The 13,749-nt window shown below is 63.0% G+C and carries 14 protein-coding genes; 12 read left to right on the top strand and 2 right to left on the bottom strand.

Going from position 1 to position 13,749, the window contains the following annotated elements; genetic code table 11:
• Window positions 1-151: 151 nt before the first annotated feature.
• Genes B4L76_RS09230 through B4L76_RS09220 form a run of 3 tightly spaced genes read left to right on the top strand, consistent with a single transcriptional unit; the run spans window position 152 to window position 3,714 of the window.
• Window positions 152-811 carry a paraquat-inducible protein A gene (locus B4L76_RS09230; RefSeq protein ID WP_296231942.1) on the top strand — a complete coding sequence of 220 codons (660 nt, stop codon included), beginning with the start codon at window positions 152-154 and terminating at the stop codon, window positions 809-811.
• Window positions 798-1,421 (top strand): paraquat-inducible protein A, encoded by a 624-nt coding sequence (locus B4L76_RS09225; protein ID WP_296231941.1) that lies wholly within the window; start codon window positions 798-800, stop codon window positions 1,419-1,421. Before B4L76_RS09230 ends, B4L76_RS09225 begins: the two co-directional genes overlap by 14 nt.
• Entirely contained in the window at window positions 1,414-3,714 is a 2,301-nt protein-coding gene (locus B4L76_RS09220; protein WP_296231940.1) for a PqiB family protein, read from the top strand. The genes B4L76_RS09225 and B4L76_RS09220 overlap by 8 nt, the downstream gene beginning before the upstream one ends.
• Window positions 3,715-3,937: 223 nt before the next feature.
• Here the strand turns inward: B4L76_RS09220 and rpsT are convergent, their stop codons facing one another.
• On the bottom strand, window positions 3,938-4,216 hold the full coding sequence (rpsT, locus tag B4L76_RS09215) for a 30S ribosomal protein S20 (protein WP_003247625.1): 279 nt from the start codon (window positions 4,214-4,216) through the stop codon (window positions 3,938-3,940).
• Window positions 4,217-4,466: 250 nt separating this feature from the next.
• Here rpsT and murJ point away from each other — a divergent pair, with 250 nt between their 5' ends.
• From murJ to ispH, 6 genes are all read left to right on the top strand, one after another.
• Window positions 4,467-6,005, top strand: a complete 1,539-nt coding sequence (gene murJ / locus B4L76_RS09210) for a murein biosynthesis integral membrane protein MurJ (RefSeq protein ID WP_296231939.1) — start codon at window positions 4,467-4,469, stop codon at window positions 6,003-6,005.
• 118 nt (window positions 6,006-6,123) lie between these two features.
• Entirely contained in the window at window positions 6,124-7,074 is a 951-nt protein-coding gene (ribF, locus tag B4L76_RS09205; RefSeq protein WP_296231938.1) for a bifunctional riboflavin kinase/FAD synthetase, read from the top strand.
• The gene (gene ileS / locus B4L76_RS09200) at window positions 7,071-9,902 is read left to right on the top strand and encodes an isoleucine--tRNA ligase (RefSeq protein WP_296231937.1); all 2,832 of its coding nucleotides are present in this window, start codon (window positions 7,071-7,073) and stop codon (window positions 9,900-9,902) included. Before ribF ends, ileS begins: the two co-directional genes overlap by 4 nt.
• Entirely contained in the window at window positions 9,895-10,410 is a 516-nt protein-coding gene (gene lspA, locus B4L76_RS09195) for a signal peptidase II (protein ID WP_296231936.1), read from the top strand. The genes ileS and lspA overlap by 8 nt, the downstream gene beginning before the upstream one ends.
• The gene (fkpB, locus tag B4L76_RS09190; RefSeq protein WP_186674028.1) at window positions 10,403-10,840 is read left to right on the top strand and encodes an FKBP-type peptidyl-prolyl cis-trans isomerase; all 438 of its coding nucleotides are present in this window, start codon (window positions 10,403-10,405) and stop codon (window positions 10,838-10,840) included. Before lspA ends, fkpB begins: the two co-directional genes overlap by 8 nt.
• Window positions 10,841-10,854: 14 nt before the next feature.
• The gene (gene ispH, locus B4L76_RS09185; RefSeq protein WP_186674026.1) at window positions 10,855-11,802 is read left to right on the top strand and encodes a 4-hydroxy-3-methylbut-2-enyl diphosphate reductase; all 948 of its coding nucleotides are present in this window, start codon (window positions 10,855-10,857) and stop codon (window positions 11,800-11,802) included.
• Between the two features lie 49 nt (window positions 11,803-11,851).
• Here the strand turns inward: ispH and B4L76_RS09180 are convergent, their stop codons facing one another.
• A complete protein-coding gene (locus B4L76_RS09180; RefSeq protein ID WP_296231934.1) occupies window positions 11,852-12,349 on the bottom strand; it encodes a GspH/FimT family pseudopilin in 498 nt (165 codons plus the stop codon).
• Window positions 12,350-12,458: 109 nt separating this feature from the next.
• Between B4L76_RS09180 and B4L76_RS09175 the strand changes: the two genes are divergently transcribed.
• From B4L76_RS09175 to B4L76_RS09165, 3 genes are read left to right on the top strand one after another with little or no spacing between them, the layout of a single operon-like run.
• Complete coding sequence (locus B4L76_RS09175) at window positions 12,459-12,641, top strand: prepilin-type N-terminal cleavage/methylation domain-containing protein (RefSeq protein ID WP_296231931.1); 183 nt, start codon at window positions 12,459-12,461, stop codon at window positions 12,639-12,641.
• Window positions 12,638-13,288, top strand: a complete 651-nt coding sequence (locus tag B4L76_RS09170; protein ID WP_296231929.1) for a PilW family protein — start codon at window positions 12,638-12,640, stop codon at window positions 13,286-13,288. The genes B4L76_RS09175 and B4L76_RS09170 overlap by 4 nt, the downstream gene beginning before the upstream one ends.
• Complete coding sequence (locus tag B4L76_RS09165) at window positions 13,285-13,749, top strand: hypothetical protein (protein WP_296231928.1); 465 nt, start codon at window positions 13,285-13,287, stop codon at window positions 13,747-13,749. Before B4L76_RS09170 ends, B4L76_RS09165 begins: the two co-directional genes overlap by 4 nt.

The following is a 13,749-nucleotide window of genomic DNA, read 5'->3' as shown; positions in this document are numbered from 1 at the left end:
CCCCTATCTGCGCATGCAGGTGGGGGTTTTGTCTTTGTCACGCAAAAAAACCTGCATGCATGGTCCCGTGTGGGAGCGCGCCCGCTCCACACCTCCCACAATCCGGGCAAGCACACTAGAATAGCCCCACGCACCTATTCAGAAGCGCTATATGCCCAATCCTGTCGAACCCGAATCATTGGCACGCTTGCCGCTGGAGGAGCTTGTCGCCTGCCATGAATGCGACCTGCTGCTACGCAAGCCCGTACTCCAGCACGATGAAAAGGCCCTGTGCCCGCGCTGCGGCTACGAGCTGTACGCCCACCGGCACAATGTGGTCAACCGTAGCCTGGCGCTGGTACTGACGGCGCTGCTGCTGTTTGTGCCGGCCAATTTCCTGCCAATCATGCAGCTGCATCTGCTTGGCCAGACATCAGACGATACCGTCTGGAGCGGCGTGCTGGGCCTGTACAACTCGGAAATGCGTGGCGTGGCCGTCGTGGTGTTTCTCTGCAGCATGGCCATACCCTTGGCAAAGCTCCTCTGCCAACTGGCCGTACTGTTGAGCATCCGGCTGAACATCGGGCGCGATTACGGCTTGCTGTTCTACCGCATCTATCACCACTTGCGTGACTGGGGCATGCTTGAGGTTTATTTCATGGGCGTGCTGGTGGCCATCGTCAAGCTTGTTGACCTGGCCGAACTCACCGTAGGCCTGGGGCTGTTCTGCTTCATCAGCCTGCTGTTGATCCAGGTATGGCTTGAAGTGGTGATGTCGCCGCACCAGATCTGGAGTGCGCTATCGGGGGAAGATCTGCATGCGGGCGATTGATGCGGGCATTCTGGTCTGTAATGAATGTCACGAGCTGAACCGGCAAGAGCCGGGCAGCGCTTCACAAACCTGTACACGCTGCGGTGCCATCGTGCATGCCCGTCGCCCGAACAGCATCGTGCGTACCTGGGCGCTGCTGATCGCTGCATCGATCTTGTACATCCCGGCCAACATGTTGCCGATCATGACCGTGAGTACGCTCGGCCAAGGTAGCCCCGACACGATCATGTCCGGCGTCATCACCTTGCTCAAGCATGGCATGGTGCCCATTGCTGCCGTGGTGTTCATTGCCAGCATCCTGGTGCCCACCTTCAAGCTGGTGGGAATCGGCCTGTTGTTGTATTCCGTTCAGCGGCGGCAGCCGCTTTCGGCGCGGCAACGGATATTGATGTACCGCTTCATCGAATTCATCGGACGCTGGTCCATGCTGGATATCTTTGTCATCGCCATCCTGGTGGCGGTGGTGAATTTCGGCCGAATCGCCAGTGTCGAAGCCAACCTGGGCGCTGTCGCCTTTGCAACTGTGGTGATTCTGACAATGCTTGCTGCTTTAACTTTCGATCCCCGACTGATCTGGGATAACACGGAGTCGGATGACGACCATGAGTGACCTGCCAACGGCTAAAACCCGCCCTGCCTCGAACTGGTCGGCCATCTGGATCCTGCCTTTGATCGCCTTGATGATCGGTGGTTGGCTGGCGTGGCAGGCTTACCGTGATGCCGGTGTGGAAATTGAAGTCCGCTTCGAGTCGGGCGAGGGGATCGTCGCCAACAAGACCGAGGTCATCTACAAAGGCATGCCGGTCGGCAAGGTGACCCGCTTGGTGCTGGATGCCAAGGGCGAGAACCAGGGGGTGATCGCCACCATCGAGATGAACAAGGCCGCCGAACCCCACCTGACCAAAGGCACGCGCTTCTGGCTGGTCAAGCCAAGTGTCAGCCTGGCGGGTATTTCCGGTCTTGAAACACTGGTGTCCGGTAACTATATCGCCGTCAGCCCGGGGGAAGGGGAGCGTACCAAGCGCTTCACTGCGTTGAAGGTGGCGCCGCCGTTGTCGGACACCGAGCCGGGCCTGCACCTGACCCTAAAGGCCGACCGGCTCGGTTCACTCAACCGTGACAGTCCGGTGTTCTACAAGCAGATCCAGGTTGGCCGGGTGAAAAGCTATCGCCTCTCCGACGACCAGAGCACCGTCGAAATCAAAGTCTTCATCGAGCCGGCATACGCCAGCCTGGTGCGCAAGCACACGCGTTTCTGGAACGCCAGCGGCGTCAGCATCGATGCCTCGCTGTCGGGGGTGAAGGTGCGCAGCGAGTCGCTGTCGAGCATCGTGGCTGGTGGTATCGCCTTCGCCACGCCGGAACATCGCCAGGACAGCCCGCCCACAGACCCCAGCCTGCCGTTCCGCCTGTATGAGGACTTCGATGCGGCCCAGGCCGGTATCCGTGTGAAGCTGAAGCTAAGCGATTATGAGGGCCTGCAGGCGGGTCGTACGCCGGTCATGTACAAGGGGATCCAGGTCGGCTCGCTGAAAACCCTGAAGATGGAAGACAACCTGGCCAGCGCATCGGCCGAATTGACGCTGGACCCATTGACCGAGGACTACCTGGTCGAGGGTACGCAGTTCTGGGTGGTCAAACCATCGATTTCGCTGGCGGGTATCACTGGCCTGGAAGCACTGGTCAAAGGCAACTACATCGCTATCCGTCCCGGCGAGAAAGGCGCACGTCCCGAGCGCGAGTTCGAGGCCCGCGCCAAGGCGCCGCCACTCGACCTCAAGGCGCCTGGCCTGCACATGGTGCTGTTCGCCGACACCCTGGGTTCGCTGGAGATCGGGAGCCCGGTGATGTACCGCCAGGTGAAGGTGGGTAGCGTGCAGAGCTACCAGTTTGCGCGTAACAGCAACCGCATCCTGATCGGCGTGCATATCGAGAAGGAATACGAAAAACTGGTCAACGGCTCGTCGCGCTTCTGGAACGTCAGTGGTATCACCCTCACCGGTGGCCTGTCGGGCATCAAGATCAAGAGTGAGTCGCTGCAGACGCTGATGGCCGGTGGTATTGCCTTCGACACGCCGCGACCCAATGTGGCGCTCAAGCGTCATATTCCGCGCTTCCGTCTGCACGACAGCCAGGAGGCGGCCAACCGTGCAGGCACGCTGGTCACCATCCGCGTCGACCGTGCCGATGGCCTGAAGCCGGGCACGGCAATCCGCTTCCGCGGCCTGGATGTAGGCAGCGTCGAGAGCGTCGACCTCACCACTGACCTGCAGGCGGTGTTGCTGCGGGCGCGCATTACCGAGGCAGCGGACCGTATTGCCCGGGTCGGCACGCAGTTCTGGGTGGTCAAGCCGGCCTTTGGCCTGGTGCGTACACAGAACCTCGATACCCTGGTTGGCGGGCAATACCTGGAAGTGCAACCGGCAACCAAGGCCCGCGGCCCGCAGCATGACTTCATCGCGCTGGCCGAAGCCCCGCAAGTGGCAGGGCCGGAAGTCGGCCTGCCGTTGACGCTAAGTGCCCCGCGTCGTGGTTCGATCAAGCCGGGTGTACCGGTTACCTACCGCGAAGTCGCGGTGGGCAAGGTGACGGGCTTCGAGCTGGGCCAGAATGCTGACCGCGTGCTGATCCATATCCTGATCGAACCGCGCTATGCGGCACTGGTGCGCAACGGCAGTCGTTTCTGGAACAGCAGTGGCTTCGGTTTCGACTGGGGGCTGTTCAAGGGGGCTACGGTGCGTACCGAGTCGGTGGAAACCCTGATCGACGGTGGTATTGCCTTCGCCACGCCGGATGGCGAGCAGATGGGTAACCCGGCGCGGCCGCAGCAGACCTTCGCCTTGTTCGACCAGGCCGAAGAAGAATGGCTGAAATGGGCGCCGAAGATCCAGATAGCCAAGTAATACCGGGCTAACGCAGGCATGCCTCATTTTGCAGGAGCGGGCTTGTGTCGCGATGGGGCTGCCTAGCAGCCCCTCAACTGCAGCTGCAATGCCTATGCTGCAGCCCGATCGTGACGCAAGGCCGCTCCTGCAAAAAGCGGTGCGGCGATGGGTTGTTGCTGAAGCACAAATCGCAGGCAACAAAAAACCGACCCTAGGGTCGGTTTTTCGACTAGCGCGTCGCTTAGGCAGCTGCAGCTTCTTTCAGCGCCTTGATGTGGCCATTCAGACGGCCTTTGTGACGAGCAGCCTTGTTCTTGTGGATGATGCCCTTGTCGGCCATACGGTCGATTACAGGCACAGCCAGAACGTAAGCGGCTTGCGCTTTTTCGGCGTCTTTTGCGTCGATGGCTTTGACTACATTCTTGATGTAGGTGCGGACCATGGAACGCAGGCTGGCGTTGTGGCTGCGACGCTTCTCAGCCTGTTTTGCACGTTTCTTGGCGGAAGGTGTGTTGGCCACCGTCGAGCTCCTCGAAAGACTTTAGGTAAATAGCAAACAAAATAGGCCGCGAATCATGCCGATCAGTCGAGCGGATGTCAAGGCCACCTGCAAGGTTCCGCCGAGCGGTGCGCCAACAGGATGGAAAGATTCCTTTCTGCTGCGCGACCTGTAAACTCGGGAATTTTTGGCTCCCTTGCGAAGGCGCGGGAGTATCGCACATTCGGACGCTGTCTGGCAGCGTCCTCTGCCCTTGGCGTGAATCTTTTCGATGAACCTGCTCAAATCCCTGGCTGCGGTAAGCTCGATCACCATGATTTCGCGGGTGCTGGGCTTTGTCCGCGACACCATCCTGGCGCGCATCTTCGGCGCCGGCATCGCCACCGATGCCTTCTTCATCGCCTTCAAGCTGCCCAACCTGCTGCGGCGCATCTTCGCCGAAGGTGCGTTTTCCCAGGCGTTCGTTCCGATCCTGGCTGAATACAAGACCCAGCAAGGCGAGGAGGCCACCCGTACCTTCGTCGCCTATGTCAGCGGCCTGCTGACCCTGGTCCTGGCACTGGTCACCGCCATCGGTATCCTGGCCGCACCGTGGGTGGTCTGGGCGACCGCCCCGGGCTTTGTCGACAGCGCCGAAAAGTACCAGCTGACCACCGCCCTGTTGCGGGTGACTTTTCCTTATATATTGCTGATCTCGCTGTCTTCGCTGGTTGGGGCCATCCTCAATACCTGGAACCGTTTCTCGGTGCCGGCCTTCACCCCGACCCTGTTGAACGTGGCGATGATCGCCTTCGCCGTGCTGCTCACGCCGTACTTCGACCCGCCGATCATGGCCCTGGCCTGGGGCGTGCTGGCCGGAGGCCTGGCGCAGCTGCTGTACCAGCTGCCAGCGCTGAAACGGATCGGCATGCTCGTGCTGCCGCGCCTGAACCTGCGCGACGCCGGGGTCTGGCGGGTGCTCAAGCAGATGCTGCCGGCGATTCTCGGGGTGTCGGTGAGCCAGATTTCGCTGATCATCAACACCATCTTTGCCTCGTTCCTGGTGGCTGGCTCGGTGTCCTGGATGTACTACGCCGACCGCCTCATGGAGCTGCCTTCAGGTGTGCTGGGCGTGGCTCTGGGCACCATTCTCCTGCCGACCCTTGCCAAGACCTACGCCAACAAGGACCGTGAAGAGTATTCACGGATCCTCGACTGGGGCCTGCGCCTGTGCTTCCTGCTGGTGTTGCCGTGCACCCTGGCCCTGGCCATCCTCGCCGAGCCGCTGACCGTGGCGCTGTTCCAGTACGGCAAGTTCACCGCCACCGACGCGGCCATGACCCAGCGGGCATTGATTGCCTATTCCGTGGGCTTGCTGGCGATCATTCTGATCAAGGTGCTGGCCCCCGGCTTCTATGCGCAGCAGAATATCCGCACGCCGGTGAAGATCGCGGTGTTCACCCTGGTCTGCACCCAACTGTTCAACCTGGCCCTGGTCGGCCCGCTGGCACATGCCGGGCTGGCCCTGGCGATCAGCCTGGGCGCCTGCCTGAATGCCGGCCTGCTGTTCTGGAAACTGCGCAGCCAGCAGCTGTTCCAGCCACAGCCTGGGTGGGCGATGTTCCTGCTCAAGTTGCTGCTGGCGGTGGGGCTGATGTCGGCGGTGTTGCTGGCCGGCATGCACTACCTGCCAGCCTGGGAGCAGGGCAGCATGCTGGCGCGCCTGGTTCGCCTGGGGGCGCTGGTGCTGGCTGGGGTGGTGAGCTATTTCGGCTGCCTGTACCTGTGCGGTTTCCGGCCTCGGCATTTCGCCCGCAAGGCCTTGCACTGAGGCATCGGGCGGGTCAGGCGTCGGTTTTTCGCATTCCACGCCGCCCTTGGGCGCTGCTGCCTGTCACCGGCGCCCGGGTGTGGTTATAATCGGCCACTTTATGAGCAAGAAGCGCGTTATGCAGCTGGTTCGAGGTCTTCACAACCTGCGCCCCGAGCACCGGGGCTGTGTCGCCACCATTGGCAACTTCGACGGGGTTCACCGCGGCCACCAGGCTATCCTGGGGCGTCTGCGCGAGCGCGGCCAGGCCTTGGGCCTGCCAACCTGCGTGGTGATCTTCGAGCCCCAACCACGCGAATACTTCGCCCCCGATACCGCGCCGGCGCGCCTGGCCCGCCTGCGTGACAAGGTCGAGCTGCTGGCGGCCGAAGGCATCGACCAGGTCCTGTGCCTGGCATTCAACCAGCGCCTGAGCCAGCTCGGCGCCGATGCCTTCGTCAAGACCATCCTCGTCGACGGCCTGGGGGTACGCCACCTCGAAGTCGGCGATGACTTCCGCTTTGGCTGCGACCGCGCCGGCGATTTTGCCTTCCTGGTCGATGCCGGCAAGCAGTACGGCTTCAGCGTCGAGGCCGCCAATACGGTGGTCCAGGACGGCCTGCGGGTCAGCAGCACCGAAGTGCGCAAGGCGCTGTCCGAGGGCAACTTCGAACTTGCCGAGCACCTGCTGGGCCGCCCCTACAGTATCAGCGGCTGCGTGCTGCACGGCCAGAAGCTGGCCCGCCAGCTCGGCACACCCACTGCCAACATCCAGCTCAAACGCCGCCGCGTGCCGCTGTCCGGGGTCTACCTGGCCAGCATCGAGATCGACGGCAAGGCCTGGCCGGGTGTCGGCAATATCGGCGTGCGTCCCACCGTTGCCGGTGACGGGCGCCCGCACCTGGAAATTCATCTGCTGGACTATGCCGGCGACCTGTATGGCCGGCGCCTGACGGTGAAGTTCCACCACAAGCTGCGTGAAGAGCAGCGTTTCGCCTCCCTGGAGGCGCTGAAGTCGGCGATCGATGCGGATATCGCCGCCGCACGTGCACATTGGCACGCTCAACCGCTAACGAAGAGCCTGAAATGACCGACTACAAAGCCACGCTAAACCTTCCGGACACCGCCTTCCCCATGAAGGCCGGCCTGCCTCAGCGCGAACCGCAGATCCTGCAGCGCTGGGACAGCATTGGCCTGTACCAGAAGCTGCGCGAAATTGGCAAGGATCGTCCCAAGTTCGTCCTGCACGACGGCCCGCCCTATGCCAACGGCAAGATTCACATCGGTCATGCGCTGAACAAGATCCTCAAGGACATGATCGTCCGTTCCAAGACCCTGGCCGGCTTCGATGCGCCGTACGTGCCGGGCTGGGACTGCCATGGCCTGCCGATCGAGCACAAGGTCGAGGTTACCCACGGCAAGCACCTGTCCGCCGACCGCACCCGCGAGCTGTGCCGCGAATATGCCGCCGAGCAGATCGAAGGGCAGAAGACCGAGTTCATCCGCCTGGGCGTGCTGGGCGACTGGGACAACCCGTACAAGACCATGAACTTTGCCAACGAGGCCGGTGAAATCCGCGCCCTGGCCGAGATGGTCAAGCAAGGCTTCGTGTTCAAGGGCCTGAAGCCGGTGAACTGGTGCTTCGATTGCGGCTCGGCGCTGGCCGAAGCCGAAGTCGAGTACGCCGACAAGAAATCGCAGACCATCGATGTCGCCTTCCCGGTTGCCGACGAGGCCAAGTTGGCCGCCGCGTTCGGCCTTGATGCGCTGGCCAGGCCGGCCGCCATCGTGATCTGGACCACCACGCCGTGGACCATCCCGGCCAACCAGGCGCTGAACATCCACCCCGAGTTCAAGTACGCCCTGGTCGATACAGGCGCGCGCCTGCTGGTGCTGGCCGAAGAACTGGTCGAGTCGTGCCTGAAACGCTACAACCTGGAAGGCTCGGTCATCGCCACCGCCCCGGGTTCGGCACTGGAACTGATCAACTTCCGTCACCCGTTCTACGATCGCCTGTCGCCGGTGTACCTGGCCGACTACGTCGAACTGGGCGCCGGTACCGGCGTGGTGCACTCCTCGCCAGCCTACGGTGAAGACGACTTCGTCACCTGCAAGCGCTACGGCATGGTCAACGACGACATCCTCACCCCGGTGCAGAGCAACGGCGTGTATGTGGATTCGCTGCCATTCTTCGGCGGCCAGTTTATCTGGAAGGCCAACCCGGCCATCGTCGACAAGCTGAGCGAAGTCGGTGCGCTGATGCACACCGAAACCATCAGCCACAGCTACATGCACTGCTGGCGCCACAAGACCCCGCTGATCTACCGCGCCACCGCGCAGTGGTTCGTGGGCATGGACAAGCAACCGTCCACCGGCGAGCCGCTGCGTGAGCGTGCCCTGAAAGCCATCGAGGACACCAGGTTCGTGCCTGCCTGGGGCCAGGCGCGCCTGCACGCGATGATCGCCAACCGCCCGGACTGGTGCATCTCGCGTCAGCGCAACTGGGGCGTGCCGATCCCGTTCTTCCTGCACAAGCAGACCGGTGAGCTGCACCCGCGCACCGTCGAGCTGATGGAAGAAGTGGCCAAGCGCGTCGAGCAGCAGGGCATCGAGGCCTGGTTCAAGCTGGACGCTGCCGAGCTGCTGGGCGCCGAGGCCGAGCAGTACGACAAGATCGCCGACACCCTCGACGTCTGGTTCGACTCCGGTACCACTCACTGGCATGTACTGCGTGGTTCGCACGACATCGGTCACGCCACCGGCCCGCGTGCCGACCTGTACCTGGAAGGCTCCGACCAGCACCGCGGCTGGTTCCACTCTTCGCTGCTGACCGGCTGCGCCATCGACGGCCATGCGCCGTATCGCGAGCTGCTGACCCACGGCTTCACCGTGGACGAGAACGGCCGCAAGATGTCCAAGTCGCTGGGTAACACCATCGAGCCGGAAAAGGTCAACAACACCTTGGGTGCCGACATTCTGCGTCTGTGGGTCGCCGCCACCGACTACTCCGGCGAGATGGCTGTTTCCGAGCAGATCCTGCAGCGTAGCGCCGACGCCTACCGCCGTATCCGCAATACCGCACGCTTCCTGCTGTCCAACCTGTCCGGCTTCGACCCGGCCCGGGACCTGCTGGCCCCGCAAGACATGCTGGCGCTGGACCGCTGGGCGGTGGACCGCACCCTGCTGCTGCAACGCGAACTGGAAGAGCACTACAGCGAGTACCGTTTCTGGAACGTCTACTCCAAGGTGCACAACTTCTGCGTGCAGGAACTGGGTGGCTTCTACCTCGATATCATCAAGGACCGCCAGTACACTACCGGTGCCAATAGTGTCGCCCGCCGTTCCTGCCAGACCGCGCTATACCACATCAGCGAAGCGCTGGTGCGCTGGATCGCCCCGATCCTGGCGTTCACCGCCGACGAAATCTGGCAATACCTGCCGGGCGAGCGCAACGAGTCGGTGATGCTCAATGGCTGGTACGAGGGCCTGAGCGAATTGCCGGAAGGCACCGAGCTGGACCGCGCCTACTGGGACCGCGTGATGGCGGTGAAGGCTTCGGTCAACAAGGAGCTGGAGAACCAGCGTACCGCCAAGGTCATCGGCGGCAACCTGCAGGCCGAAGTTACCCTGTATGCCGATGAAAGCCTGAGCGCCGACCTGGGCAAGCTGGGCGATGAACTGCGCTTCGTGCTGATCACCTCGGCCGCCAGCGTGGTGCCATTCGCCCAGGCGCCGGCCGAAGCCGTGGCCACCGAAGTCGAAGGCCTCAAGCTGAAGGTGGTCAAGTCCGGCCACGCCAAGTGCGGCCGTTGCTGGCACTTCCGCGCCGACGTTGGCAGCCATCCGGAGCATCCGGAAATCTGCGGCCGTTGCGTCGACAACCTGAGCGGCTCGGGTGAGGTGCGCCACTATGCCTAACCCTGCAGCGGGGCGCTTCGGGCGCCTTGCATGGCTTTGGCTGAGCCTGTTGGTCGTGGTCCTCGACCAGGCCACCAAGCTGTATTTCAACAACGCCCTGACCATGTACCAGCAGATCGTCGTGATTCCCGACTACTTCAGCTGGACCCTGGCCTACAACACCGGCGCGGCCTTCAGCTTCCTGGCGGAAAGCTCCGGCTGGCAGCGCTGGTTGTTCGCCCTGATCGCCGTGGTGGTCAGCGCCGTGCTGGTGGTGTGGCTCAAGCGCCTGGGGCGCAACGAGACCTGGCTGGCCGTGGCGCTGGCGCTGGTGCTGGGTGGGGCGATCGGCAACCTGTACGACCGCGTCGTGCTCGGCCATGTGGTCGACTTCATCCTGGTGCACTGGCAGAACCGCCATTACTTCCCGGCCTTCAACCTGGCCGACAGCGCCATTACCGTTGGTGCGGTGATGCTGGCGCTGGATATGTTCAAGAGCAAGAAGTCCGAGGATCCGGTCCATGACTGACACCCGTATCGGCCAGAACACCGAAGTCACCCTGCACTTCGCGCTGCACCTGGAAAACGGCGATACCGTCGACAGTACCTTCGACAAGGCCCCGGCCACTTTCAAGGTGGGCGATGGCAACCTGCTGCCAGGGTTCGAGAATGCCCTGTTCGGCTTCAAGGCAGGTGACAAGCGCAACGTGGTAGTGGCCCCGGAGAACGCCTTCGGCCAGCCCAACCCGCAGAACGTGCAAGTCATGCCGCGGTCCCAGTTCGAGGGCATGGAGCTGTCCGAAGGGTTGCTGATCATCTTCAACGACGCCGCCAACACCGAGCTGCCGGGTGTGGTCAAGGCATTCGATGACGACCAGGTGACCATCGACTTCAATCACCCACTGGCTGGCAAGACCCTGACCTTCGAGGTGGAGATCCTCGAGGTCAAGGCCCTGTAAGCCTGGAGCCGAACATGCAAATCAAACTCGCCAACCCTCGCGGCTTCTGCGCGGGGGTCGACCGGGCGATCGAGATCGTCAACCGCGCGCTGGAAGTCTTCGGCCCGCCGATCTATGTGCGTCACGAAGTGGTGCACAACAAGTTCGTGGTGGAAGACCTGCGCAACCGTGGTGCCATCTTCGTCGAGGAGCTGGACCAGGTGCCGGACGACGTCATCGTCATCTTCAGTGCCCACGGGGTTTCCCAGGCCGTGCGCCAGGAAGCCGCAGGCCGTGGCCTGAAAGTGTTCGACGCGACTTGCCCGCTGGTGACCAAGGTGCACATCGAAGTGGCCAAATACAGCCGCGATGGCCGTGAGTGCATCCTTATCGGCCACGAAGGGCACCCGGAAGTCGAGGGCACCATGGGCCAGTACGACGCCAGCAACGGTGGCGCAATCTATCTCGTCGAGGACGAGGAGGATGTCGCCAACCTGCAGGTGAAAGACCCGGACCACCTGGCCTTCGTCACCCAGACCACGCTGTCGATGGACGACACCAGCCGCGTCATCGACGCCCTGCGCGCACGCTTCCCGAACATCGGCGGCCCGCGCAAGGACGACATCTGCTACGCCACCCAGAACCGCCAGGATGCGGTGAAGCAACTGGCGGACGAGTGCGACGTGGTACTGGTGGTTGGCAGCCCGAACAGTTCCAACTCCAACCGCCTGCGCGAGCTGGCCGAGCGCATGGGCACTCCGGCCTACCTGATCGACGGCGCCGAAGACCTGCAACGCGGCTGGTTCGAGCAGAAGGCGCGAATCGGCATTACTGCCGGCGCTTCGGCCCCCGAAGTGCTGGTGCGTGGCGTGATCGAGCAGCTCAAGGCCTGGGGCGCTACCGGCGCTGAAGAGCTGGATGGGCGTGAAGAGAACATCACCTTCTCCATGCCCAAAGAGCTGCGGGTTCGTTCGCTGATTTGACGTGACCCAGTCCCGGGCTCATTGCTGGCTTGCCGGCGATGAGCCCGGTTCAGGGCCGGGCGGCCGGGCACTGGGTGTGTGGGGCGGCCTCTGTATCCAGCCTGACTCTGCCGGTCGATGCCAGCACCACCTTATAGCGGCTCTCGCCTGACGCCCGTTCGCAAACACGCAGCGTGGCAGCCAGCAACTGGTTGCCCGGGCCCAGCGGAACACCCAGCGCGCTGAATTTCACCTGCCCGCCACTATTGCCTGCAATCTCCAGCGGCCGTGAAAGACGCTGTTCACGCAACACTTGCTGGTTATGTTCCAGCAGCACCCGCCATCCGTTCCCCCACTTACCGTCCAGCGGCTGCACCAGCACTGGCTGGCTTTGCAACATGGCATGGCTGCGCGCACTGCGCAGGGCCTGCGCCAGGTCGCGGGCGGCAGCCGCCCTGTGCAAGTCGTCGCTCAACCGGGCATAGGCCGGCATGCCGAGCTGGGTCAGCAATACCGCCACTGCCAACGCTGACAACATTTGAATCAGTGTTACGCCTCGTTGCTTCACCGTGCATTCCTCCATGGAAGTGCTTGGCTATAGCTTCTCGGTCGTTGGACAGGAGCACCAGTCGCCCGAGTTCAAGGCAATTGCGGGAAAAGTCTCAGGAGGTGCAGGGATGCAGGTAGTTCAACGAGGCATGACACTGCTGGAAGTGCTCCTGGCGGTGGTGGTAGTGGCGGTCGGCCTGTTTGCTGCGGCAGGCCTGCAACTGCAGGCATTGCAGGCCGTGGAAGGCGCGCGCCGCGATGGCCAGGCGGCCATGGCCGCGCATAGCGAACATGAACGGGGGCGACAGTGAAGCGTCGCCAGGACGGGTTCGGCCTGCTGGAGATGACGTTGGCGCTGGCCCTCGGCCTGATGCTGATGGCAGCGGTCGGCCAGCTGTTCGTCTCTGCCCACCAGAGCTGGCGCCTGCAAAGTACCGCGGTGCGCATGCACAGTGAGGCCCGTCTGGCGCTGCTGCGCATGGCTCAGGACATACGCATGGCAGGGATGTTCGGTTGCCTGCGCTTGCAGCCCGGCGATATCAGGAGTCCGGCAGCACGACAGGCTTTTGCTCGTCCCCTGGAAATCGAGGGGGCCACACTTCGCCTGGTGGTGGCAGAGATGCGCGGCCACCCCGGGGCGCCGGAATGGTTCGTGCAGACTGATTGCGCCAAGGAAGTGGTGGTGGAAAAAGAACGCGACGAGGGCAAGTTCTACCCGCTGGCCTACCCCATCAGCAGATACGTCTACCAGCTGCAGGGCAACACCCTGAAGTTCAAGCGGGCAGCAGGCAGCCTGCAGCCGCTCGTGGAGAATGTGCAGGACATGCGTATCGAACGCATACAAACGTCGGGGGGGGAGCGGGTCGATATCGCTCTGACGTTGCACGAGCCGTCCTCGGGCATCCGCCAGCAGTACGCGTTGAGCGTGGCAATTCGCAACCCGGTAGCGTCGCCATGAGCCGCCAGCGTGGCGTGGTTCTGCTGTTGGCCCTGGTGCTCAGTCTGTTGCTCGGCCTGCTTGCGGCATCAGCGCTGCGTGAAGCGTTGGTGGAGACACGGCTGACCGGCTACCTGCGCGATGGCCTGCTGGCGCTGGAGCAGGCTGAGGCAACCTTGCTGGCAGGGGAGGGGGAGCTGCGGCGGGCTCCCCCGGAGCTTTGTTCTGCGTGCCTACCGCCTGGCCGACCGCACGACCTGGTCGGGCCCTGGCAGCGCGCCCGGGACGGTTTTTTCCAGGTACAGAACCTGGGTACCAGCGGCCGTGCCGTGCATGTGCCAGAAGGGCAGCAGGTCACCCTGTTCAGGGTCACTGCGGTCAGCCTGCACGCCGAGCCGCGATATGTGCTGGAAGCGGTCTATGCCGTGGTTAACGGCACAACCCGCCGTGTTACCTGGCGGCAAAGATTGCGAGGAGACTGA

The organism is Pseudomonas sp. UBA4617, from assembly GCF_002386445.1.
Lineage (GTDB): Bacteria > Pseudomonadota > Gammaproteobacteria > Pseudomonadales > Pseudomonadaceae > Aquipseudomonas.
The sequence above is the reverse complement of the archived record's forward strand: the minus strand, read 5'-3'. Positions and strand labels throughout refer to the sequence as shown.